Source organism: Mycobacterium sp. NGS22 (assembly GCF_059813095.1).
The window spans coordinates 46,826-69,059 of record NZ_JCALDY010000005.1 but is presented as its reverse complement, the minus strand read 5'-3'; the positions used below and the strand labels follow the sequence as shown (position 1 = coordinate 69,059).

The window sequence follows — 22,234 nt, the reverse complement described above, 5'->3', positions numbered from 1 at the left end:
CAGACAAACGAGGAATTCATGACAGACACGACGCTGCCGCCTGGTGACGACTCGGTCGACCGGATCGAGCCGGTCGACATCCAGCACGAGATGCAGCGCAGTTACATCGATTACGCGATGAGCGTCATCGTTGGGCGCGCGCTGCCAGAGGTCCGTGACGGGCTCAAGCCGGTGCACCGCCGGGTGTTGTATGCGATGTACGACTCGGGATTCCGCCCGGACCGCAGCCACGCCAAGTCGGCGCGCTCGGTCGCCGAGACGATGGGTAACTACCACCCGCACGGCGACGCCTCGATCTACGACACGTTGGTGCGCATGGCGCAGCCGTGGTCGCTGCGGTACCCGCTGGTCGACGGGCAGGGCAACTTCGGCTCGCCGGGCAACGACCCGCCGGCGGCGATGAGGTATTGCTGTTCCGGGGATGCGTTGGTGCGCTTGCCTTTCGGGCAATCTGTTCGCATCGCCGACATCGTCGCCGGGGCTCGGCCGAATTCCGACAACGAGGTCGATCTGAAGGTTCTCGACCGGCACGGAAACCCCGTCGCCGCCGACCGCCTGTTCCATTCGGGTGAGCACCAGACCTACACGGTGCGCACCGCCGAAGGCTATCAAGTCACTGGCACCGCGAATCACCCATTGCTTTGCCTGGTTGATGTGGGCGGCGTGCCGACGCTGTTGTGGAAGTTGATCGAGGAGGTAACCCCTGACGACTATGTCGTGCTACAACGCACGCCACCAACGGAGTTCGGGCCAGCCGACTGGCACGACACGATGGAAGCACTGCTGCTGGGCGCCTTTATCAGCGAAGGGTTCGTCTCGGAGAAGCGCGCCGGATTCAACAACGTAGACCGAGCCTACTTCAACACGGTCGTCGCCGCGTACGACGCGATTGTGGGTGGGCGGCGCTACGTGTATTCACGCACTATCGCGTCCGGTTCGACCCTCCATGAACTGGATATCCAAAACCTCACCAATTTCAGAGGTACACGACTCTGCGAACTAGTTGGTCAGCGTTCGGCGGACATGGCAGTACCGGCATGGCTGTGGCGCTCCCCCGCCGCCGTCAAGCGCGCCTTCCTGCAAGCACTGTTCGAAGGCGACGGATCGTGTTCAGCACTCCCGCGCAACACGATCCAGATCTCTTACTCGACGCGCAGCAAGCAGCTAGCCATTGACGTGCAGCAGCTGCTGCTCGAATTCGGCGTCATATCCCGCCGCTACCTGCACGCCGTCGGCGAGTACAAGGTCGTCATCACCAACCGGGCCCAAGCCGGATCATTCGCAGCCCAAGTCGGATTCGGTGGCGCCAAGCAAAAGAAGCTGACCAATATCCTCTCAGCCATGCCGCCGTGCGCGGGCATGGACAGCGATCACGTTCCGGGCCTGGCGCAGTTCATTCGTAAGCACTGCGCGAGCCGTTGGGTCGACAAGGAATGGCTGCGAAAGCACAACATCGATCGACTCGGCCGCTGGCGGCGCGATGGCGACGAAATCCTCTCGCGCATTGCTGATCCCGATGTACGCGCCATCGCGACCGACCTCACCGACGGCCGCTTCTACTACGCCAAAGTTGCCTCGGTGACCGACGCCGGTGTGCAACCGGTCTACAGCCTCCGCGTCGACACCGACGACCATGCGTTCCTGACCAACGGTTTTGTCAGTCACAACACCGAAGCCCGCCTGACGCCGCTGGCCATGGAGATGCTGCGCGAAATCGACGAGGAGACAGTCGATTTCATCCCGAACTATGACGGCCGGGTGCAGGAACCCACGGTACTGCCGAGCCGGTTCCCGAACCTGCTGGCCAACGGCTCGGGCGGGATCGCGGTCGGTATGGCCACCAACATCCCGCCGCACAACCTGCGCGAGCTCGCCGAGGCGGTGTTCTGGTGCCTGGACAACCACGACGCCGACGAAGAGGCGACGCTGGCCGCCGTCATGGAACGCGTCAAGGGGCCTGACTTCCCCACGCACGGGCTCATCGTCGGATCGCAAGGCATCTCCGACGCCTACACCACCGGTCGCGGCTCCATCCGGATGCGCGGAGTCGTTGAGGTGGAAGAGGATTCGCGCGGACGCACGTCGCTGGTGATCACCGAGTTGCCCTATCAGGTCAACCACGACAACTTCATCACCTCGATCGCCGAGCAGGTGCGGGACGGCAGGCTGACCGGCATCGCCAACATCGAGGATCAGTCCAGCGACCGGGTCGGGCTGCGCATCGTGATCGAACTCAAACGCGACGCCGTGGCCAAGGTGGTGCTGAATAACCTCTACAAGCACACCCAGCTGCAAACCAGCTTCGGCGCCAACATGCTCTCCATCGTCGACGGGGTGCCGCGCACCCTGCGCCTGGACCAGATGATCCGTTACTACGTCGAGCACCAACTCGACGTGATCGTCCGTCGCACCACCTATCGGCTGCGAAAAGCCAACGAGCGGGCCCACATTCTGCGTGGTCTGGTCAAGGCGCTGGACGCGCTGGACGAAGTCATCGCGCTCATCCGGGCATCGGAGACCGTCGACGTCGCCCGCCAGGGCCTGATCGAACTGCTCGACATCGACGAGATCCAGGCCCAGGCCATCCTGGACATGCAGCTGCGCCGGCTGGCCGCGCTGGAACGGCAGCGCATCGTCGATGACCTGGCCAAGATCGAAGCCGAAATCGCCGACCTGGAAGACATTCTCGCCAAACCCGAACGGCAGCGCGGCATCGTAAGGGGAGAGCTCGACGAGATTGTGCAAAAACACGGCGACGACCGTCGCACCCGGATCGTCGCCGCCGACGGCGACGTCAGCGACGAGGACCTGATCGCGCGTGAGGACGTCGTCGTCACCATCACCGAAACCGGCTACGCCAAGCGCACCAAGACCGATCTGTACCGCAGCCAAAAGCGCGGCGGCAAGGGCGTGCAAGGTGCCGGACTCAAGCAAGACGACATCGTGCGACACTTCTTCGTCTGCTCGACCCATGACTGGATCCTGTTCTTCACCACCCAGGGCCGGGTATATCGGGCGAAGGCCTACGAATTGCCCGAGGCGCTGCGCACGGCGCGCGGCCAGCACGTCGCCAACCTGCTGGCGTTCCAGCCGGAGGAGCGCATCGCCCAGGTCATCCAGATCAAGAGTTACGAAGACGCGCCGTACCTGGTACTGGCCACCCGCAACGGCCTGGTGAAGAAGTCCCGACTCACCGACTTCGACTCCAACCGCTCAGGCGGCATCGTCGCGGTCAACTTGCGCGGCGAAGACGAACTCGTCGGGGCCGTGCTGTGCTCGGCAGACGACGACTTGTTGCTGGTGTCGGCGAACGGGCAATCCATCCGGTTCTCGGCGACCGACGAGGCGCTGCGACCGATGGGCCGCGCCACCTCCGGCGTACAGGGCATGCGGTTCAACGCCGACGACCGGCTGCTGTCGCTGAACGTGGTCCGCGAAGGCACCTATCTGCTGGTGGCCACCGCGGGCGGTTACGCCAAACGCACCGGGATCGAGGAGTACCCGGTGCAGGGCCGCGGCGGCAAGGGTGTGCTGACCATCATGTACGACCGGCGGCGCGGCCGACTGGTCGGCGCTTTGATCGTCGACGACGAGAGCGAGCTCTACGCGATCACCTCCGGTGGCGGCGTCATCCGGACCACGGCCCGCCAGGTGCGCAAGGCGGGACGCCAGACCAAGGGTGTCCGCCTGATGAACCTGGGTGAAGGCGACACGCTGCTGGCCATCGCCCGCAACGCCGAGGAAGGCGCGGAGGAGAACGGCGAAAGCGACGAGGGTTCGGCCACCTAGCGGGCGGTGGATCGGCGCCCTGCCGACCCGGCATAGACTCGGCTACTCGAGAACACACGTTAGGAGTCGGGGTGAGTTCACCGAACGAGCCGGGTGCACCCAGCCCGGGTGACAACCCGAACGGGGACGGGTCCGGTGAACGTGCCGGCGCACACCGAGCCACGACCGGACCGGGCCGCGTGCCGGATGCCGGCGATCCGCCGCCCTGGCAGCGCGGAGCTGCTCGAGCCTCGTCCCAATCCGGATCCCAATCGGGGCCACGGCCCGCGGCCGACCGGCCCACCGATGTCCGCCCGCCCACCAATCCCGAGGCGCGGCTGAATCGCTTCATCTCCGGAGGGTCGGCCCCGACCACCGGCTCACAGGCGGAGGCCCAAGCAGTGCGTAGCGAGAATTCACCCAACGAGGCGTACGCCAGCGAACTGCCCGACCTGTCCGGGCCGATCCCGCGGGCGACGTCGAACAAATCCACTTCCGAGCGCAGCTCGGACACCGCCACCTCGTCGGGCACCCGCCGGTCCAGCGGTGAGGCGCGGGAGTCTCGGGTCGCCGTCGGGTCCCGCCGGGCGCGGGGGCCGGTACGGGCCAGCATGCAGATCCGCCGGATCGACCCGTGGAGCACCTTGAAGGTGTCGCTGCTGCTGTCGGTGGCGTTGTTCTTCGTGTGGATGATCGCGGTCGCGTTCCTCTATCTGGTGCTCGGCGGTATGGGTGTGTGGGCCAAGCTCAACAGCAACGTCGGCGACCTGCTGAACAACACCAGCGGCAGCAGCGGCGAACTCGTCTCCAGCGGCACCATCTTCGGGGGGGCCGTGCTGATCGGGTTGGTCAACATCGTGCTGATGACCGCGATGGCCACGATCGCCGCGTTCGTCTACAACCTGACGACCGATCTGATCGGCGGTATCGAAGTCACACTGGCGGATCGGGATTAGCGTTTTGGGAGTCGGGCGGCCGGTGCGGTAATCTCGCTGCTCGGCCGTACGCGCAGTACGGGCCTATAGCTCAGGCGGTTAGAGCGCTTCGCTGATAACGAAGAGGTCGGAGGTTCGAGTCCTCCTAGGCCCACGACATGAGCCCGTCAAGACGTCGTGTGAAGTTGGCATTGCCGCTGGCAGTAACCGCCGCCCTCGGCGCGGCGACTGCGGCGGTAGTCCGCTCGCGGCGCGATGTCGAAGTCTGGCACGTGGCGCCCGACCCAACCTCTGATCACCCACCCGGTCACCCAGAGGGGCCTTAGCTCAGTTGGTAGAGCACCGCCTTTGCAAGGCGGGTGTCAGGGGTTCGATTCCCCTAGGCTCCACAAATTTTCGAAGCAGCTGTTCAGCGCCTCAGCGGACTGTAGAACACCAATCCGTTGCCCTTGTTGTCATAGACCACGGCCCGCCGCTCGTGCGCGTCGTCGTACGGACCGTTCACGATGCCGCCGCCACTGGCCTCGACGGCTTTCGCCGCGGCGTCGACGTCATCGGTCTTGATCCCGACGACGACCTGGCCGGGGATCGGATGGTCCACCGCGGTCGCCAGCGCCAGCGTCACCGATCCGCCGTCCAACGCCGCGAAGTGGGTTCCGTCGCGAAACTTGACCGCCATCCCAAGCGTCTCGCTGTAGAACCGGATCGATTCGTCCAAATCGTCGGTCGACAGGATGATCATGCGTACATCGTGCTCGCTCATCGGGCCTCCTCATGGCCATCCTGTACGGGTAGACAATGCACCGGCCAGGGCCGAGAGTCACTCGGTCCGGGAAAGGACGTCGCGGCTGTGAAATTACTGTTCCCGCTCCCCCACACCATGCGACTCAAAGCCATGATGCAACCGTGGGAAGCCGACGTGACCGGCGCCGAGCAGACCCGGATGGCCAAATACGCGGACCAGTGGGGATACGACATGATCGCGGTGCCCGAGCACTACGTCATACCCACCGAGCACGTCGAACTGTCCGGCCCGCATTTCCTGCAGTCTACGGTGGCGCAGGCCTACCTCGCCGGCGCCACCGACCGGATCCGGCTCAGCTCAGCGGTCACCCTGCTGCCGCTGCAGCATCCCATCGTGCTCGCCAAGGCCCTGGCCACCGCCGACTGGATGAGCGGCGGGCGCATCACGGTCACCTTCGGCATCGGTTGGCTGAAGCCCGAATTCGAATTGCTCGGAGTCCCGTTTCACGAGCGGGGCCGGATGGCCGACGAATATCTGGCCGCCATCCTCGAGTTATGGACCAGCGACAGCCCCAGCTTCGACGGCCGGTACGTGTCCTTCCGCGACGTGGCCTTCGAACCCAAACCCGTTCAGCGGCCGCATCTTCCGGTGTGGATCGGCGGTGACTCGGACGCCGCGTTGCGCCGCGCGGCCCGCTTCGCCACTGGGTGGTGGTGCTTTCTGACGCCGCCGCACCACATCGCCGAACGGATCGAGTTCATCAAGTCCCAGCCCGGCTACGACGGCCGCGCCTTCGACGTCGTGCACGGCTTGGGGACCAACCGTGTCGGCGAAGGACATGTGGTGCGCGACGACCCCGATGCGCGCGCCGGCAAGAGCGCCGCCGAACTCATCGACCGGCTGAGTTGGCTTGCCGCGCAGGGCGTCACGTACAGCTCGGTGCCGATCCCGCGGGTGCGGGGAGTTCAGGAGTATCTGGATTACGCGCAGTGGGTGGCCGAGGACGTCAAACCGCACCTGTGACGGGCATCGTGGGGCGAGGCTGAGCGCGCGAGGGTCCCCAAAATGTCAGAAAACCGGTGCTTCGCCGTACATTTTGCGGCCCCTCGCGGGGGCCGCGGCAGCGACTACGGACGGGGTTGGACGTCGACGCTGGGCGGAAGGGGCGACGGGTCCGGACGCGACGAGCGGCGCACGATGCTGAACGCGATACCCCCGGCGGCCAGGACCGCGACACCAGCGGCACCCGCGATCACCCAGGGCTTCTTGCTGCGGCGCTGATTACGGCGGGCCTCCTGCAGCAACTGCGGCAAGTTGGCGACGACTTCCTGGGCGGCTGCCAGCTCCTGGCCGATCGTCTCCTGGGCCGCGGCGAGTTCGCGGGCCAGCCGGCCCTCCCGGTAGCGGCGACGAATCTCCGTCGCGGTCGACCGGGTGCCCTGCGCCCCGAGCCCGACGAGGCCGCGGGTGACATCCACCGGTCCTACCGTCGAGTAGGTCAGGCCTCTGGTCAGCCGCTCCCGGGGGGTCAGCCCGGATGCGACCGTGCCGTCGGACTTCACGCTCATCGCGCCGCCTCTCTGTCTACCGCTCGAGTCCTACGCAGTCCTATCAGGTACCGGGTCGTCGAGCCAGTACCGACATCAAACAGATGCCAGTGGCACCGGCTGACGCGCGATCCGCGCGTGATGGCAGACTGTGATCCCGTGACCAACAGCCCTAATCAGACCGCCAGCGCCACGCTGCACACCAACAAGGGAGACATCAAGGTCGCCCTGTTCGGCAACCACGCGCCCAAGACCGTCGCCAACTTCGTCGGCCTGGCGCAAGGCACCAAGGAGTACTCGACCCAGAACGCGTCGGGCGGGCCGTCGGGACCGTTCTACGACGGCGCGGTGTTCCACCGGGTGATCCGGGGCTTCATGATCCAGGGCGGCGACCCCACCGGCACCGGGCGCGGCGGCCCAGGCTACAAGTTCGCCGACGAGTTCCACCCCGAGTTGCAGTTCGACCGGCCCTACCTGCTTGCGATGGCCAACGCCGGCCCGGGCACCAACGGCTCGCAGTTCTTCATCACCGTCGGCCCGACCCCGCACCTGAACAGGCGGCACACCATCTTCGGCGAGGTCGTCGACCCGGAGTCGCAGCGCGTCGTGGACGCGATCGCGTCGACGGCCACCGACGGCAGCGACCGCCCGCTCGAAGCGGTCGCGATCGAGTCCATCACCATCTCCTGAACCCTGCCGAGCAGACGCAAAAGCCCCCTTAGACCGGCCAAATCGGGTGCTTTTGCGTCTGCTCGGCCGAAACGTGGCCCCGACCGGCTTAACCGGCGTAGCCGGCGTCGGTGAGCGCGTCGAGTACCTCCAGCGGGTCGGTGCCCAGGTCCCACCGGGACAGCACGATCAGTCCCCCGCCGACGGTCTCGATCTCCAGTAGCCGCACCCGGCGCCCGTGCCGGCGGAACTCGCTGATCTTGATGATCTCGATCATCTCGCGGCACAGTACCTGGGTGCGGAACCAACCGCGCACCAGCAGGGCGTCGGCGGTGATTGCCAGCTTGGGTCGCGCCCGCCACGACGCGCCGGCAAACAGCAGCAGACCCACCGCGGCAACTCCGGCGATAAAGCGCCCCGGAGGATCTGTGACCAGGGTCACAGCGGCGATAGCTAGTATCGCACCGCCAACGCCGCACGCTGCGATTCCGGCGGTACGCGGCGACCATTCAGTTTGCTGCATGCCCTCTTTGGACCCTTTCACCACCACGGATACGGTTATCCACAGCAGCTATCAACAGTGGGGATGAATCACACGCGTGTGATTGGGTGTCCGGATGGTTGCTGGCGTGCTAACACGACGCACACGACATGAATCCATTACGCCTGCGCTGACGGTCAGTGCCAGCGCATCGTCAGCAACAACCCGGTGATCATGAAGGCGAACGCGATCGCGTAGTTCCACGGACCCAGTTCGGCCATCCAGTGCAGGGCAGCCGGAGCCTGCGGCCCGTACGCCGCCAGCTGGAAAACCATCAGCCACACCAGGCCGATCAGCATCAGACCGATGAACAGGCAAACGAACCACACGCTCGACGGACCGACCTTGACCTTCACCGGTGTGCGGCTTACCGCACTGACGGTGAAGTCGTTCTTCTTGCGGACCTTGGACTTCGGCATTTGCTACCTCTGATACTGGACGAGCGAGTGGTAATCGAACGTAGCGACTGGTAATCGAACGAACGGGACAAGTGCAACGATTACGGTTGCAGCTGCAGGCGGATCTCGGGTACGAGATTAGCTCACCGGCAGCCACGACCAGGAGACGGAGACAGCCTTGGCCGATCAGCGAGCCGACCAGCGCCGGTCGCCGTGGCGCTTCGGCGTCCCGGTGGTGTGTCTGCTGGCCGGGGTGCTGCTGGCCGCGACGCACGGAGTGTCCGGCGGCAGCGAGATCCGCCGCAGCGACGCGCCGCGCCTGGTCGACCTGGTGCGTGAGGCCCGGGCTTCGGTGATCCGGTTGGACGCCGAACGGGAGGAGTTGACCGGCAAGCTCGACACCGCGCACGGCCGCTCCGCGGACACCGCGCTGCGCGCGATGCTGCGGCGGGCCGCCGAGCTGGCCGGCGAAGCCGACATGAATCCGGTGCACGGGCCCGGCCTGGTGGTCGTCCTCAACGACGCGCAGCGCGACGCCAACGGCCGGTTCCCCCGCGACGCGACTCCGGACGACCTGGTCGTGCACCAGCAGGACATCGACGGGGTCCTCAACGCGCTGTGGAGCGCGGGGGCGGAGGCGATCCAGATGCAGGACCAGCGCATCATCGCCACCTCGGTGGTGCGCTGCGTCGGAAACACGCTGCTGCTCAACGGCCGTACCTACAGCCCGCCCTATTCGATCACCGCGATCGGCAACGCCACCGCCATGCAGAACGCCCTGGCCGCCGCTCCTCTGGTCACGCTGTACAAGCAGTACGTGGTGCGATTCGGGCTCGGTTATCGCGAGGACGTCAAGCCCGACGTCCAGATCGTCGGCCATGCCGAACCGGTCCGCCTGCACTACGCGAAGCCGATGGGGCCGATCGGCTACTGACAACGGTCATCGGACCCGGGCGGTAACCTGTCACGGTGCGGATTCTGGTCGTCGACAACTACGACAGCTTCGTGTTCAACCTGGTCCAGTACCTGGGTCAGCTGGGCGTCGAGGCCGCCGTGTGGCGCAACGACGACGCACGACTCACCGGCGCCGAAGGCCCCGAGACCGTCGCCACCGACTTCGACGGTGTGCTGCTCAGTCCCGGCCCCGGCACCCCCGAGCGCGCGGGCGCCTCGATCAGCATGGTCCATGCCTGCGCCGCGGCCGGCACGCCGCTGCTCGGGGTATGCCTGGGACACCAGGCGATCGGGGTGGCGTTCGGGGCCACCGTCGACCGCGCACCGGAGTTGCTGCACGGCAAGACCAGCAGCGTTATCCACACCAATGCCGGTGTGCTGCAAGGACTTCCGGATCCCTTCACCGCAACGCGCTACCATTCCCTGACCATCCTGCCGGAGTCGCTGCCAGCCGAGTTGGAGGCGATCGCGCACACCCCCAGCGGCGTGATCATGGCCGTGCGGCACACCGCGCTGCCCATCCACGGCGTCCAGTTCCACCCCGAATCGATCCTGACCGAAGGCGGTCACCGGATGCTGGCCAACTGGCTGACCTACTGCGGCTGGGCGCGCGACGACACGTTGGTGCGCCGGCTGGAAAACGAGGTTCTCACCGCGGTGCGGCCGCATTTCCCGGCCGAGGCGGCCGGTCAGGCCGGGGCTACTGACCGAACTTCAGCGTGATCACGCCGTCGCGGTTCACTCCCGTACCGGCCGGCGGGCTCTGGTAGACGACCTTGTTGTGCTGGGCGCCACCGGCGTCCACGTCGGGGCCTTTGTCCAGTAACCCGGTCCAGCCCAGCGCCCGCAGCCGGGGCTCGGCGTCCGTCCAGAACATCCCGGACAGGTCGGGCATCACGAATTGATTGCCCTTGGACACCTGCAATTCGATGACCGAATCGACCGGCACCGTGGTGCCTGCGGGCGGACTGGTGGAGATCACGTCGCCGGCGGTGCGGGGGCTGTCCACAAACGACTGACTGAACTTCGAGAACCCGTAGACGGTGAGGTTGCGCTGCGCCATCTCCACGGTCTGACCCGCGACGTCGGGAATCTGCTTGGTCTCCGGACCCGAGCCGATGATGATGGTGATCACGTTGGTGATCGCCTGGGTCTGATTGGCCGGCGGGTTGGTGCCGATCACCTTGCCGGCTTGCTCGGCGGTCGACGGCGACTTGGCTTCCTTGAACTTGCTGAAACCGGCCGCGGTGAGTTTCTTGACCGCTTCGGCATAGGTCAGCGACGACACGTCGGGCACTTCGCGCTGCTCGGGCCCGGTCGAAACGTTGACGGTGATCTCGTCGCCGGCGCCCACCGAGGCGTTGGCGACCGGGTCGGTGCCGATCACATGGTCAGGCAGGATCGTCGAGTCGGGCCTTTGCTGGGTGCGCGTCTTGAAGCCCTTGTTCTGCAGGGCGGCGATCGCGTCGGCGGATGCCTGTCCGCGCACGTCGGGAACCTGGACCTTGCGGGTGTTACCGCCGAAGGTGTTGATGGCGATGGTCACCGCGATCGTCAGCACCGCCAGCACCGCGACCACGGCGATCCAGCGGCCCACCGAGGCACCACCGCCGGTGTCGGACTCGTCGAAGTTCTGCCGGGGCAGCGGGTCGGTCCGCGGACCGCCGTGACCGGGACCCGAGGAGGACATGAATGCCTTGCGCTCGGCGCCGGTGAGCACCTTGGGAGCCTCGGGCGCCTCGCCGTTGTGCACGCGGACCAGGTCGGTGCGCATTTCGGCGGCGGTCTGGTACCGGTTCTCGGGGTTCTTGGCCAGCGCCTTGAGCACGACGGCGTCGAGGTCGGCGGAGATCCCCTCGTGGCGTTCCGAGGGCGGGATGGGATCTTCGCGGACGTGCTGGTAGGCCACCGACACCGGCGAATCACCGGTGAAAGGTGGCTCGCCGGTGAGCATCTCGTACAGCACACAGCCCAGCGAATAGACATCCGAGCGGGCGTCGACCGGGTCGCCGCGGGCCTGCTCGGGCGACAGGTACTGAGCGGTGCCGATCACCGCCGCGGTCTGGGTGACGCTGTTGCCACCGTCGGCGATCGCCCGGGCGATGCCGAAGTCCATCACCTTCACCGCGTTGGTCGAGCTGATCATGATGTTGGCCGGCTTGACGTCGCGGTGGATGATGCCGTTCTGGTGACTGAAGTTCAGCGCCTGGCAGGCGTCGGCGATCACCTCGATGGCGCGTTTTGGTGTCATCGGGCCGTCGGTGTGCACGATGTCGCGCAACGTCACCCCGTCGACGTACTCCATCACGATGTAGGGCAGCGGCCCGGCGGGCGTCTCGGCCTCGCCGGTGTCATACACGGCGACGATCGCCGGGTGGTTCAGCGCGGCGGCGTTCTGCGCCTCGCGCCGGAAGCGCAGGTAGAAGCTGGGGTCACGGGCCAGGTCGGCGCGCAGCACTTTGACCGCGACGTCGCGGTGCAACCGTCGGTCGCGGGCGAGATGAACCTCGGACATACCTCCGAAGCCGAGGATCTCGCCCAATTCGTAACGGTCGGACAGATGCTGAGGGGTAGTCATCGTGGTGTCTCGAATCGGGGCTGCACCCCAGGAGTACCCGTTTCCTCCCCAGCAGTCCACAGCGCGCTTCCGGTGTTGGTGACGGTCGTCGGCGTCTGTTGCTGCTCGTTGTCGCTCTTGGAGTTGATGACGATCAGCACCGCGATGATGATGGCCAGCGCCCCGAGCACGCCCGCGGCCCACAGCAGCGCCCGCTGCCCGGAGGAGAAGGTGCGCCGCGCCGGCGGTTGGCGACGCCCCGAGCTGGACTGGGAGCGCCGCGGCGCGGCCGTCCGGTTCGTGGTCGTGCTGGGCGCGATCCGCGCCGGTGTGGCCGACGGTATCGCCGCGGGTGCGGCACGACCGGCCGGCGGTGTCGCGCTGGGCCGCGGCGGGCGGCGGCCGGCCCGCACCGCGGCGACCGCATCGGCGAACGGGCCACCGCTGCGGTAACGCTGGCTGGGGTTCTTCACCAGCGTGATCTCGATGAGCTCGCGCACGTTGGGTGGCAGATCGGCCGGCAACGGCGGCGGCGGCTCCTTGATGTGCTTCATCGCCACCGTCAGGGCACCGTCGCCGGTGAACGGGCGCTTGCCCGAAACCACTTCGTAGCCAACAACTCCCAATGCGTAGACGTCACTGGCCGGCGTCGCGTCATGGCCGAGGGCCTGCTCGGGGGCGATGTATTGCGCGGTGCCCATCACCATCCCGGTCTGGGTCACCGGCGCCGCGTCGACAGCCTTGGCGATGCCGAAGTCGGTGATCTTCACCTGCCCGGTCGGGGTGATCAAGATGTTGCCGGGTTTGACGTCGCGGTGCACCAAGCCGTTGGTGTGCGCGATCTGCAGCGCCCGGCCGGTCTGCTCCAGCATGTCCAGCGCGTGGCGCAACGACAGCCGGCCGGTGCGTTTGAGCACCGAGTTCAGCGGTTCACCGTTGACCAGCTCCATCACCAGGTAGGCGGTGCGGCCTTCTCCGTCCAGCGCGCTTTCGCCGTAGTCGTGGACCTGGGCGATACCGGGGTGGTTGAGCATCGCGGTGGTGCGGGCCTCGGACCGGAACCGCTCGATGAACTCGGGGTCCTGGGAGAACTCCTGTTTGAGGACTTTGACGGCGACGCGCCGGCCCAGCCGGTTGTCCACCGCCTCCCAGACCTGGCCCATGCCGCCGGTGGCGATGAGCCGCTGCAGCCGGTATCGGCCGGACAGGGTCACCCCAACGCGGGGACTCATGCTCTGCCTCCCGCTCGCTCCGGATTCATGGCCCCCCCTGCAACGCGGCCTCGATCACTGCCCGCCCGATTGGCGCGGCCAACGCGCCACCGGTCGCCGAGAGTCGATCGGCTCCGTTCTCCACCAGCACCGCCACCGCGATCTTGGGGGCCTGCGCGGGTGCGAAGGCGATGTACCACGCGTGCGGCGGCGTGTGCCGCGGGTCGGCGCCGTGCTCCGCGGTGCCCGTCTTGGATGCGATCTGCACGCCGGGAATGGCCCCTTTCTGCTGTGCGACTTTCTCGGCGCCGACCATCAACTCTGCTAGCTTAGCGGCGACCTGCGGCGACACCGCGCGCTGCTGCTGGTACGGAGCGCTGGTGCTGATGTTGGCCAGATCGGGGCCTTTGAGGCTCTCTACCAGGTAGGGCCGCATCAAGATGCCGCCGTTGGCGATGGCCGCCGCCACCTCGGCGTTCTGCAGCGGGGTGAGCGCCACGTCCTTCTGCCCGATACTGGTCATTCCCAGCGCGGCGCGGTCCGGTATCGCGCCGATGGTGGACTCGGCCACCTGCAGCGGTATCGGACTCGGCGTCTCATCCAGGCCGAACGCTCTGGCCATGTTGCGCAGCGCGTCGGCGCCGGCGAGCAGCCCGAGTTGGACGAAAGCGGTATTGCACGACTTGGCGAAGGCTTCGCTGAGCGACACCGTTTGACCGTCCCCGCACGGGGTGCCGCCGTAGTTCTCCAGCGTGGCGGTGCTGTTGGGCAGCGGGATGCTCGCCGCCGCGGTCAGCTGCGCGTTCTCGTTGGTGCCGGCAGCCAGCGCCGCGGCGGTGGTGATCACCTTGAACGTGGAGCCGGGCGGGTAGGTCTCCGAAATCGCCCGGTTGATCAGCGGGTTGTCCGGGCTGTCCCGAAGGCGCTGCCAGGTCTGTGCCTGGATGTCGGGGTTGTGCGAAGCCAGCAGGTTGGGGTCATACGACGGCGACGACACCAACGCCAGGATCTTGCCGGTCGAGGGTTCCAGGGCGACGACGGCACCCTTGCAGGGCGGCCCTCCGCAACCCTCCTGCATCGCGTCCCAACCGGCCTGCTGAACGCGCGGGTTGATGGTCGTGTCCACGTTGCCGCCGCGCGGGTCGCGGCCGGTGAAGAAGTCCGCCAGGCGACGGCCGAACAGGCGCTCGTCGGACCCGTTGAGCAACAGGTCCTCGGCCCGTTCCAGCCCGGCGCTGGAATAGCGCAGCGAATAGAACCCGGTGACCGGGGCGTAGACCGCGGGGTTGGGATAGACCCGCAGGAAGCGGAACCGGCTGTCGGTGGCCACCGAGTAGGCCAGCAGTTGGCCGCCGGCGATGATCTGACCGCGCTGGCGGGAGTACTCGTCGAGCAGGACGCGCTGGTTGCGTGGGTCGGCGCGCAGCCCGTCGGCGGTGAAAACCTGCGTCATCGTGGCGTTGAGCAGCAGCAACACGATCAGCGCCATCACGGTCACCGAGATCCGGCGCAGCGAGGTGTTCATACGCGCTCGATCACCTCGGTGCTGGCCGCCGCGATCGGTGACTTCTGGCGCGGACGGGTGCGCAGCGGGCGCCGGGCACCGTCGGAGATGCGGGCCAGAATCGCCAGCAGCACGTAATTGGCCAACAGTGACGACCCGCCGTAAGACATCCACGGCGTGGTCAGCCCGGTGAGCGGGATCAGTTTGGTGACCCCGCCGACGACGATGAACAGCTGAATGGCCAACGTCGAGGCCAGACCCGCGGCCAGCAGCTTGCCGAAGCTGTCGCGGGTGGCGATCGCGGTGCGCATGCCGCGGATGATGACGATCGTGTAGAGCATCAGGATGCTGGCCAGGCCGACCAGACCCAGTTCCTCGCCGAAGGCGGCGATGATGAAGTCGGTGGACGCCGCCGGTACGGTGTCGGGCTGACCGTTACCCAGGCCGGTGCCGAAGACGCCCCCGGTGGCGAAGCTGAACAGTGCCTGCACCATCTGATAGCCGTTGCCGTCGGGATCGGCGAACGGATCCAGCCAGGTCTGGACCCGCACCCGCACATGGTCGAACGAGTAGTACGCGATGACGCTGCCCCCGGCGAACAGCACCAGCCCCAGCACCACCCAGCTGAACCGTTGCGTGGCCAGATAGACCACCACCAGAAACGACGAGTACAGCAGCAGCGACGTGCCCAGATCTTTTTCGAAGACCATCACGCCCACCGAGATCACCCACGCGGCCAGCAGCGGAGCGAGGTCACGGGGACGCGGCAGGGTCATGCCCATCAGGTGTTTGCCGGCGCTGGTGAACAGACTGCGTTTGGCCACCAGGACCGCCGCGAAGAAGATCAGCAGCAGGATCTTGGAGAATTCGGCTGGCTGGATCGAGAAGCCGGGCAGCCGGATCCAGATCTTGGCGCCGTTCTGCTCGGACAGCGACCTGGGCAGCAACGCGGGTATGACCAGGAACACCAGACCGCTCAAACCACAGACGTAGCCGTAGCGGGCGAGCTGGCGATGGTCCTTGAGAAAGGTGACGACCAGCGCGAACGACACAACCCCGACCAGGGTCCACAGCATCTGCTGGTTGGCGCTGGGGTGACCGTGGCGGCCCACTTCCTTGTCGACCAGGTCGAGCCGATGGATCATCACCAGGCCCAGACCGTTGAGCAGCGCGACCACCGGTAACAGCAGTGGATCGGTGAACGGGGCGAAGCGCCGGACAGCCAGGTGCGCGAAGATGAACAGCGTCAGAAACCCCAGCCCGTAGCTGAGCAGGTCCCAGTGCAGGCCACGCTCTTGATTCGCCTCGACGATCAGCAGCGCGGCCACCGTGATCACCGTGGCGAAGATCAGCAGCAGCAGCTCCGAGTTGCGCCGGGTCGGCAGCGGAGGAGTCACCGCAACCGGTGCGGGTAGTTCCGTCGTGGTCATGCCGCGGCCCGGCAGTCCACGCCTGGTGTCAGTCCGGGTTGAGGTGTTTCGGTCGATGCCGTCGGGGCAGGTGGCGGCGGTGTGCTGCTGGTCTCGGTCGGCGGGGAGGTCTGGGTCGTCGACGGGCTCGTGCTGGACGTGGTGGTGGACGTCGTCGTCGGGGTCTCGGATCCCGGGGTGGGGGCCGGGCTGGATTGGGGGGTTCCACTGCTGCGGGTCGACGGAGCCGACGGCTCGGTCGAGGAGGTTGGGCGCTGCGGCGGGCACAGCGGTAGCAGGCCTTCGGTGACCAATTTGCGCAACTGATTGCTGGCGTCGTTCTGCGTTCCGGACGGCATCCCGGCCTCGGCCTGCGCCCGTGAGGCCGGGCGCAGGTCGTTCAGCTTGAGCAGCTGACAGTCTGACGGTTTGCTGCCGGGGTTGACCTCGGTCAGTTCGTTTCGGGAATTCACGCAGGCCAACTTGTAGGTCTCGGTCAACAACCCCTGCACGCCCTGCATGATCGCGACCGTGCCGTTGTCGGCGGCGACGTAGTAGTAGCTGCGGATGATCGAGCGTCCGACGAACAGGCCGACCAGCAGCACCAGTAACGCGATCGTGCCCACCAGGAAGATGCGGCGCCGCGGCCAGCGCGGCTTCTTCGGCGGTTCTGCTTGCGGCGCAACACGTTTGGCGACTTCTTTGCGCGGTCGGATCGCCGATGCCCGGCCGGCCGCCGTGTTCGGCAGGGTCAGCTGGTCCTCGTCGCTGTCACCGGACACCGCCCCGGCCAGTATCGGCTGGGTCTGGCCGAACTCGTCGTCGACGACGTCGGCGACCACGACGGTGACGTTGTCCGGTCCGCCGCCGCGCAGCGCCAGTTCGATCAGCCGATAGGCGCTCTCGGCGACGTCGGCGATTTGCAGGGCCTCGGCGATGGTCTCGTTGCTGACCGGGTCGGACAGCCCGTCCGAGCACAGCAGGTAGCGGTCGCCGGCGCGCGCTTCGCGCATCGTCAGCGTCGGTTCGACCTCGTGACCGGTCAACGCCCGCATGATCAACGACCGCTGCGGGTGGCTGTGCGCCTCCTCGGCGGTGATGCGACCCTCGTCGACCAAGGTCTGCACGAACGTGTCGTCCTTGGTGATCTGGGTCAATTCGCCGTCGCGGAACAGGTAGCCGCGCGAGTCGCCGATGTGTGCCAGCCCGAGGCGGTCACCCGCGAACAGGATCGCGGTCAGGGTGGTCCCCATACCTTCGAGGTCGGGTTCCATCTCGACCTGCGCGGCGATGGCGGAATTGCCTTCACGCACCGCGGCGTCGAGCTTGGCCAGCAGGTCGCCACCGGGTTCGTCGTCGTCGAGGTGGGCCAGCGCCCCGATCACCAGTTGCGAGGCGACTTCGCCGGCGGCGTGACCACCCATGCCGTCGGCCAGGGCCAGCAGGCGCGCGCCCGCATAGACCGAGTCCTCGTTGTTGGCGCGTACCAGCCCGCGATCGCTGCGGGCGGCATAGCGCAGCACCAGGGTCACGAGCGCCACCCCCTGATCCCGGCTGCGCCGGCATCAGCGGCGTATGCGCGGGTCACGGGCGCAGCTCGATCGCCGTTTTGCCGATCCGAACCGGCGTACCTATGGGAACTCGTACCGCAGTCGTCACCTTCGCCCTGTCAAGGTAAGTGCCGTTCGTCGAACCTAGATCTTCCACATACCATTCCGAACCGCGCTGAGACAGCCTGGCATGCCGAGTCGATGCGTAATCGTCAGTCAACACCAACGTGGAGTCGTCCGCGCGCCCGATCAACACCGGCTGCCCGCTGAGCGTGATCCGTGCGCCGGTCAGTGCGCCCTCGGTCACCACCAGATACCGCGCGGAGTCCCGGCGCTGCCGCGACGACAGCAAGCTGCCCCGCAAAGCCAGCCCGCGGCGGACCATGACCGCGCCCGTGGGCGCATAGATGTCCGTGCGCAGGATCCGCAATACCGACCAGATGAAAAGCCACAACAGCATCAAAAACCCGGCACGCGTCAGTTGCAGTACCAAACCCTGCATCTGGCGGTCCTTTCCGTCCCGGCGCTGCCCACCTCGCGCCCGTGCTGACGAGCACCTCGGCAAAGTCACGATACTGGGACGGTGGTCGACGCGGCGAGAGGCTCGACAGCTTTTGCGCCGGTGGGCTCAGTGGATGCGGACGATGATCTCGGAATGACCTAGCCGGATCACGTCGCCGTCAGCCAATTGCCACTCCTGTACCGGTGCGTTGTTGACGGTGGTGCCGTTGGTGGAGTTCAGGTCAGACAGCAACGCAACCTGGCCGTCCCAACGGATCTCCAGGTGCCGCCGTGACACTCCGGTGTCGGGCAACCGGAACTGGGCGTCCTGACCACGGCCGACGATGTTGGAACCGTCGCGCAGCTGATAGGTGCGACCACTGCCGTCGTCGAGCTGCAGGGTGACCTGCGTCGCCACCGAGCCGTAGCCGCCCTGCCCGTAGCCGCCGTAGCCGCCGCCCTGCCCGTAGTCGGGAGCCGGCGGCTGACCGTAGTCGGAACTCTGCTGCTGGCCGTAGCCACCCTGGTCGCCGTAGCCACCCTGGTCGCCGTAGCCGCCTTGGTCGCCGTAGCCGCCCTGGTCACCGTAGCCGCCCTGCTGCGGGGCGTAGCCGCCCGCAGCGGGCGACGCCTCGGCGTACTGGGTGTAAGCACTCGGGTCGTAGTCCTGACGGCCGTAGCCGCCGCCCTGCTGGTAGCCCTGATCCTGATAACCGCCGCCCTGGTCGGGGTACGCCGATCGCTGCGGCTCGGGCGGGGCCTGCGGCGCACTCGGGGCGCCGTAGCCGGCGTCCTGGCGAGCCGGCTCGCGGCCGTAATCGCCGTACTCTCCGTAGCCGCCGCCCTGCGGTTGGCCGTAACCGCCTTGCTGATAGCCCTGGTCCTGGCCGTAACCACCCTGCTGGCCGTAGCCGCCGCCGGGTGGGGCGGGCGGCGGAGCTTCGTGGGTCGGCGCGTACCCGCTCTGCCCCTGGTCGCCGTAGCCGCCCTGTTGTCCGTAGCCGCCCTGGTCGCCGTAGCCACCTTGCTGGCCGTAGCCGCCCTGGTCGCCGTAGCCGCCCTGCTGGCCGTACCCGCCTTGGTCGCCGTACCCGCCCTGCTGGCCGTACCCGCCCTGCTGGCCGTACCCACCTTGGTCGCCGTACCCGCCCTGTTGGCCGTACCCGCCTTGTTGGCCGTAGCCACCTTGGTCGCCGTAGCCGCCCTGCTGGCCGTAGCCACCCTGCGGCGGGTAGCCCTGCTGGGGCGGGTAGCCGCCCTGATCCTGCGGGTAGCCGCCGCGCGGGTCCTCCTGCGGACGCCCGTAGCGGTCGTCGTAGTACTCGTCCCGCCCCTGCCCCTGACCGCGGTAGCTTGGATTGTCAGTCATCGGTCGTACTCCTGGTTCTGCGCCAAACGCATGATTTGATTGTGGCCGGGCGGAATCGGTAGCTGTCGGGCGGGGCTCGACGTCGGGGTTGACAGTGCCGCGGGCGCGGAACTGGCCTGTATGCAGGCTCGAGGAATGCTCGAACCGTACGACCACATCACCATACGTTTGCCACCCCTGTTCTTGGATGAAGTCAGCCAAGTACCGAGCAAAAGCGCTCGACGTGAGTTCCGGATCGGCGTCCAACTTCTCCGAGTCGTGCACACTGAGGGTAATGATGTATTCGTTGGGTGCCAAAAGGCGATTTCCCTGCAGCGACCGGACGCCGTCGGCGGCCTCGCGCCGAAGCATCGCTTCCACCTCTTGCGGGACGATCGAGCCGCCGAACACTCGGGCAAACGCGTCACCGACTGTCGCCTCGAGTTTGCGCTCGATGCGCTGAACCAGCCCTCGTTGGCTACCCATCGTTGCGCGCTCGCTTCACTAGGTCCCAGGAATTCTCGGCGGAGGGCAAACGACTCGGCCGCGTTTGTCATCGTATCGCCGATACCGCGACGCGGCGGTCACGGTGCGCGTCGCGAGGGTTACATCGATACCGACCGGAGACCTGGGCGCAGCGGTTGGGGTGCAGGGCCACTACAGTGATATGGTCCTCCGGTTGTTTCGGGCGAGTGGCGGAATGGCAGACGCGCTGGCTTCAGGTGCCAGTGTCCTTCGGGACGTGGGGGTTCAAGTCCCCCTTCGCCCACAGTTGTGATGAGTCGCGTCATCGGTTACAGATGAGTCGCGTGATGGGTTACAGATTCCCCGGCCATCGGCCGGGGTTTTTCTGTTGGTTGCGCCAGTAGTTGGTGTCGGGGTCGATGGTGTGGCTGCTCAGGACGTGGTGGCCGGTTTTGCTGAGGACTGTGACGGTGGTGGCGGTGACCAGGATGAGGACGGGTGTTGAGGCGTGGGTGCGGCCGATGCCCAGGTGGTGCAGGCGGCTGCGGTGGCGCAGGGTGAGTTTGCCGAATTGGTCGACGATGTCGTGGCGGATGCGGGACCGTGCCCCGGATTGGCCGGTGGGAGCGGCTTTGGGTCGGGCGAGGTAGGCCTGTTCGGGGGTGATCTGGCCGGGGTGGGCGCGGTGGCTGCGTTGGGTGTTGTAGAGGTGCGGAATTCATCGAGTGGGTTGCGAGCCAAGACGTGACGGTGCGTGCCGGGGGCCATCTCACGCAGCGTTTACTGTCAGGCGGTGGACCAGCACCTCAGCATCTTCCGGCCCTACGACCGTGACCCCACACACGAGGATCAACTAACCAGGGCCGCCTTGATCGTGATGCGGCTGGTCCCCCTTTGCCAAGAAGCATTTCTCGGCTTGGCCGACTGTCCGAGACTTTCAGCGCTCCCGCGCCCCCGATTCGATATGCAGACCGAATCGCTCGTTGCGCTCGACATCGAAGTGGAAGACCCCGTGGTCGATGAGTTGGTCAGTGTCTTCCTCGGCCCGCACGAAGACCTCGCCGCCGGAACCGACGAGCTCAACCTCGCTTCGCAACGACGCGCTCGTTATGACGGCGTAATCCAGTACGGCACCGCATTGGTAGTCGTCATCGAAAGCAAGCTCTACGCCAGCGCCAGCGAGCAGCAGGCTCTGGAGATCAACACGAAACAACTTGGTCATCAAGCGAAACGGTGGGTTCCGGTGCGGTGGCAGGACTTGCTCGACCGGTGGTGGAACCTCGTTGAACTCGGCGTGCTGGGTCCAGCGGAGGCTGCGGTCCTAAATGATTTTTTCGACAACGCCGAGATGAACTTCGGGGACCTGTTGCCCTACACCGATCTAGAACGTTGCGGCGATCATGCTGGCCGCCAACTGCGCCGTCTACGCACGATCCTTGAGACGGCGACCGGGTTCACTGCCGAGGTTCGCGATGTCGGCGGGCATGCGGGTGTGAAGTTTCCCCAGGATCAGGTCGTGGCCTTCGATCGGGTCAGTCTCTACATTGAAGGCGATAACGTTGTGCTCAGCGCCTGGCCGGCCGAGCTCGCCCCACAGTACAAGCGCGTCTATGCCCATCCCCATCGCGCCGAAGCGCTGATTGCGCTGACCGAGGAACCGGGCTGGCAGGTCCACGGCAACTTTCACCTCGCCTTCTGGCGCTCCAGCGGTCCGCAGCGCTGGTATCCCACGCGCCGCCTGCCTGGCTCCACCTATGTACGCCAATGGGTTGAAGACGTCTCCGATGGCCGAGCCGGTCGACGACCGCGAAAAGAACTCAATGACAGTCTGTTTCGGGGATGGCTCATCCAGCGCGGATACGCAGCCGACGCGGAGATGGGCAGCCTCGACGAGTGGTCCGACCGACTGCCGATGGAGAAGTTTGATGTCCGTCCGAGCATTCAGGTGACGCGGTCCTGGCAGTACACCGACGCCGTTGCGCGCGACAGCACCGGACAACTCACCGCTGAAGTGCGCGACGCTATCAACCGCCTGCTGTCCGCGCTGGATGAACCTCCGTTGCAAGACCTCACTCCGCCATATGCAAACTGAGGCCGAAAGCGGCACCCAATGCCGATACTGCGCAGACCTG

The 22,234-nt window shown here is 66.6% G+C and carries 18 protein-coding genes, 3 tRNA genes and 1 pseudogene; 11 read left to right on the top strand and 11 right to left on the bottom strand.

The window, feature by feature from the left end; genetic code table 11:
- Nucleotides 1-18: 18 nt before the first annotated feature.
- The 4 genes from gyrA to AC5Y47_RS06015 all read left to right on the top strand — a co-directional run bounded on the left by gyrA (nucleotide 19) and on the right by AC5Y47_RS06015 (nucleotide 5,092).
- On the top strand, nucleotides 19-3,789 hold the full coding sequence (gene gyrA / locus AC5Y47_RS06030; protein WP_499943002.1) for an intein-containing DNA gyrase subunit A: 3,771 nt from the start codon (nucleotides 19-21) through the stop codon (nucleotides 3,787-3,789).
- Between the two features lie 71 nt (nucleotides 3,790-3,860).
- Nucleotides 3,861-4,724, top strand: coding sequence for a DUF3566 domain-containing protein (locus AC5Y47_RS06025; RefSeq protein WP_499943000.1), 864 nt, complete (start codon nucleotides 3,861-3,863; stop codon nucleotides 4,722-4,724).
- A 59-nt stretch (nucleotides 4,725-4,783) separates the two neighbouring features.
- Nucleotides 4,784-4,857, top strand: a tRNA-Ile gene (locus tag AC5Y47_RS06020).
- Between the two features lie 162 nt (nucleotides 4,858-5,019).
- Nucleotides 5,020-5,092 (top strand) — tRNA-Ala (locus tag AC5Y47_RS06015).
- Between the two features lie 20 nt (nucleotides 5,093-5,112).
- Here the strand turns inward: AC5Y47_RS06015 and AC5Y47_RS06010 are convergent.
- The gene (locus tag AC5Y47_RS06010) at nucleotides 5,113-5,466 is read right to left on the bottom strand and encodes a VOC family protein (RefSeq protein ID WP_499942998.1); all 354 of its coding nucleotides are present in this window, start codon (nucleotides 5,464-5,466) and stop codon (nucleotides 5,113-5,115) included.
- Between the two features lie 87 nt (nucleotides 5,467-5,553).
- Between AC5Y47_RS06010 and AC5Y47_RS06005 the strand changes: the two genes are divergently transcribed.
- Entirely contained in the window at nucleotides 5,554-6,471 is a 918-nt protein-coding gene (locus tag AC5Y47_RS06005; protein WP_499942996.1) for a TIGR03619 family F420-dependent LLM class oxidoreductase, read from the top strand.
- A 104-nt stretch (nucleotides 6,472-6,575) separates the two neighbouring features.
- Here AC5Y47_RS06005 and cwsA read toward each other — a convergent pair whose 3' ends face one another.
- A complete protein-coding gene (gene cwsA / locus AC5Y47_RS06000; RefSeq protein WP_499942994.1) occupies nucleotides 6,576-7,016 on the bottom strand; it encodes a cell wall synthesis protein CwsA in 441 nt (146 codons plus the stop codon).
- A gap of 120 nt (nucleotides 7,017-7,136) precedes the next feature.
- On the opposite strand from cwsA, the gene AC5Y47_RS05995 reads away from it, so the two are divergent.
- The gene (locus AC5Y47_RS05995) at nucleotides 7,137-7,685 is read left to right on the top strand and encodes a peptidylprolyl isomerase (RefSeq protein WP_499942993.1); all 549 of its coding nucleotides are present in this window, start codon (nucleotides 7,137-7,139) and stop codon (nucleotides 7,683-7,685) included.
- 88 nt (nucleotides 7,686-7,773) lie between these two features.
- Here AC5Y47_RS05995 and AC5Y47_RS05990 read toward each other — a convergent pair whose 3' ends face one another.
- Both AC5Y47_RS05990 and crgA read right to left on the bottom strand, forming a co-directional pair.
- Nucleotides 7,774-8,187 carry a PH domain-containing protein gene (locus AC5Y47_RS05990; protein WP_499942992.1) on the bottom strand — a complete coding sequence of 138 codons (414 nt, stop codon included), beginning with the start codon at nucleotides 8,185-8,187 and terminating at the stop codon, nucleotides 7,774-7,776.
- A 155-nt stretch (nucleotides 8,188-8,342) separates the two neighbouring features.
- A complete protein-coding gene (crgA, locus tag AC5Y47_RS05985) occupies nucleotides 8,343-8,624 on the bottom strand; it encodes a cell division protein CrgA (protein WP_499942990.1) in 282 nt (93 codons plus the stop codon).
- A 157-nt stretch (nucleotides 8,625-8,781) separates the two neighbouring features.
- On the opposite strand from crgA, the gene AC5Y47_RS05980 reads away from it, so the two are divergent.
- Both AC5Y47_RS05980 and AC5Y47_RS05975 read left to right on the top strand, forming a co-directional pair.
- Nucleotides 8,782-9,537 carry a DUF881 domain-containing protein gene (locus tag AC5Y47_RS05980; RefSeq protein ID WP_499942989.1) on the top strand — a complete coding sequence of 252 codons (756 nt, stop codon included), beginning with the start codon at nucleotides 8,782-8,784 and terminating at the stop codon, nucleotides 9,535-9,537.
- 35 nt (nucleotides 9,538-9,572) lie between these two features.
- On the top strand, nucleotides 9,573-10,280 hold the full coding sequence (locus tag AC5Y47_RS05975) for an aminodeoxychorismate/anthranilate synthase component II (RefSeq protein ID WP_499942988.1): 708 nt from the start codon (nucleotides 9,573-9,575) through the stop codon (nucleotides 10,278-10,280).
- Here AC5Y47_RS05975 and pknB read toward each other — a convergent pair.
- From pknB to AC5Y47_RS05940, 7 genes and pseudogenes are all read right to left on the bottom strand, one after another.
- Complete coding sequence (pknB, locus tag AC5Y47_RS05970) at nucleotides 10,258-12,135, bottom strand: Stk1 family PASTA domain-containing Ser/Thr kinase (RefSeq protein WP_499942986.1); 1,878 nt, start codon at nucleotides 12,133-12,135, stop codon at nucleotides 10,258-10,260. The genes AC5Y47_RS05975 and pknB overlap by 23 nt on opposite strands.
- Nucleotides 12,136-12,149: 14 nt before the next feature.
- A pseudogene (locus AC5Y47_RS05965) lies at nucleotides 12,150-13,346 on the bottom strand (serine/threonine-protein kinase); the annotation flags it as partial.
- A 25-nt stretch (nucleotides 13,347-13,371) separates the two neighbouring features.
- Nucleotides 13,372-14,850, bottom strand: coding sequence for a D,D-transpeptidase PbpA (pbpA, locus tag AC5Y47_RS05960; protein ID WP_499942984.1), 1,479 nt, complete (start codon nucleotides 14,848-14,850; stop codon nucleotides 13,372-13,374).
- Nucleotides 14,847-16,259 carry an FtsW/RodA/SpoVE family cell cycle protein gene (locus AC5Y47_RS05955; RefSeq protein WP_499942981.1) on the bottom strand — a complete coding sequence of 471 codons (1,413 nt, stop codon included), beginning with the start codon at nucleotides 16,257-16,259 and terminating at the stop codon, nucleotides 14,847-14,849. Before AC5Y47_RS05955 ends, pbpA begins: the two co-directional genes overlap by 4 nt.
- Entirely contained in the window at nucleotides 16,256-17,770 is a 1,515-nt protein-coding gene (locus tag AC5Y47_RS05950; RefSeq protein ID WP_499943167.1) for a PP2C family protein-serine/threonine phosphatase, read from the bottom strand. The genes AC5Y47_RS05955 and AC5Y47_RS05950 overlap by 4 nt, the downstream gene beginning before the upstream one ends.
- Before the next feature lie 52 nt (nucleotides 17,771-17,822).
- Complete coding sequence (locus tag AC5Y47_RS05945) at nucleotides 17,823-18,290, bottom strand: FHA domain-containing protein FhaB/FipA (protein ID WP_499942979.1); 468 nt, start codon at nucleotides 18,288-18,290, stop codon at nucleotides 17,823-17,825.
- Nucleotides 18,291-18,416: 126 nt separating this feature from the next.
- Complete coding sequence (locus tag AC5Y47_RS05940) at nucleotides 18,417-20,123, bottom strand: FHA domain-containing protein (protein ID WP_499942977.1); 1,707 nt, start codon at nucleotides 20,121-20,123, stop codon at nucleotides 18,417-18,419.
- Between the two features lie 200 nt (nucleotides 20,124-20,323).
- Between AC5Y47_RS05940 and AC5Y47_RS05935 the strand changes: the two genes are divergently transcribed.
- The 3 genes from AC5Y47_RS05935 to AC5Y47_RS05925 all read left to right on the top strand — a co-directional run bounded on the left by AC5Y47_RS05935 (nucleotide 20,324) and on the right by AC5Y47_RS05925 (nucleotide 22,194).
- Nucleotides 20,324-20,406: transfer RNA gene (locus AC5Y47_RS05935), tRNA-Leu, on the top strand.
- 204 nt (nucleotides 20,407-20,610) lie between these two features.
- The gene (locus tag AC5Y47_RS05930; RefSeq protein ID WP_499942976.1) at nucleotides 20,611-20,850 is read left to right on the top strand and encodes a hypothetical protein; all 240 of its coding nucleotides are present in this window, start codon (nucleotides 20,611-20,613) and stop codon (nucleotides 20,848-20,850) included.
- A 45-nt stretch (nucleotides 20,851-20,895) separates the two neighbouring features.
- Complete coding sequence (locus AC5Y47_RS05925; protein ID WP_499942974.1) at nucleotides 20,896-22,194, top strand: hypothetical protein; 1,299 nt, start codon at nucleotides 20,896-20,898, stop codon at nucleotides 22,192-22,194.
- Nucleotides 22,195-22,234 lie beyond the last annotated feature (40 nt).

Coding starts and splice junctions, on each gene's coding strand:
- gyrA (WP_499943002.1), top strand. CDS start 19: ATGACAGACACGACGCTGCCGCCTGGTGACGACTCGGTCGACCGGATC.
- AC5Y47_RS05990 (WP_499942992.1), bottom strand. CDS start 8,187: ATGCAGCAAACTGAATGGTCGCCGCGTACCGCCGGAATCGCAGCGTGC.
- AC5Y47_RS05995 (WP_499942993.1), top strand. CDS start 7,137: ATGGCAGACTGTGATCCCGTGACCAACAGCCCTAATCAGACCGCCAGC.
- AC5Y47_RS05945 (WP_499942979.1), bottom strand. CDS start 18,290: ATGCAGGGTTTGGTACTGCAACTGACGCGTGCCGGGTTTTTGATGCTG.
- AC5Y47_RS05940 (WP_499942977.1), bottom strand. CDS start 20,123: ATGGGTAGCCAACGAGGGCTGGTTCAGCGCATCGAGCGCAAACTCGAG.
- crgA (WP_499942990.1), bottom strand. CDS start 8,624: ATGCCGAAGTCCAAGGTCCGCAAGAAGAACGACTTCACCGTCAGTGCG.
- AC5Y47_RS06010 (WP_499942998.1), bottom strand. CDS start 5,466: ATGAGCGAGCACGATGTACGCATGATCATCCTGTCGACCGACGATTTG.
- AC5Y47_RS05955 (WP_499942981.1), bottom strand. CDS start 16,259: ATGACCACGACGGAACTACCCGCACCGGTTGCGGTGACTCCTCCGCTG.
- pknB (WP_499942986.1), bottom strand. CDS start 12,135: ATGACTACCCCTCAGCATCTGTCCGACCGTTACGAATTGGGCGAGATC.
- cwsA (WP_499942994.1), bottom strand. CDS start 7,016: ATGAGCGTGAAGTCCGACGGCACGGTCGCATCCGGGCTGACCCCCCGG.
- pbpA (WP_499942984.1), bottom strand. CDS start 14,850: ATGAACACCTCGCTGCGCCGGATCTCGGTGACCGTGATGGCGCTGATC.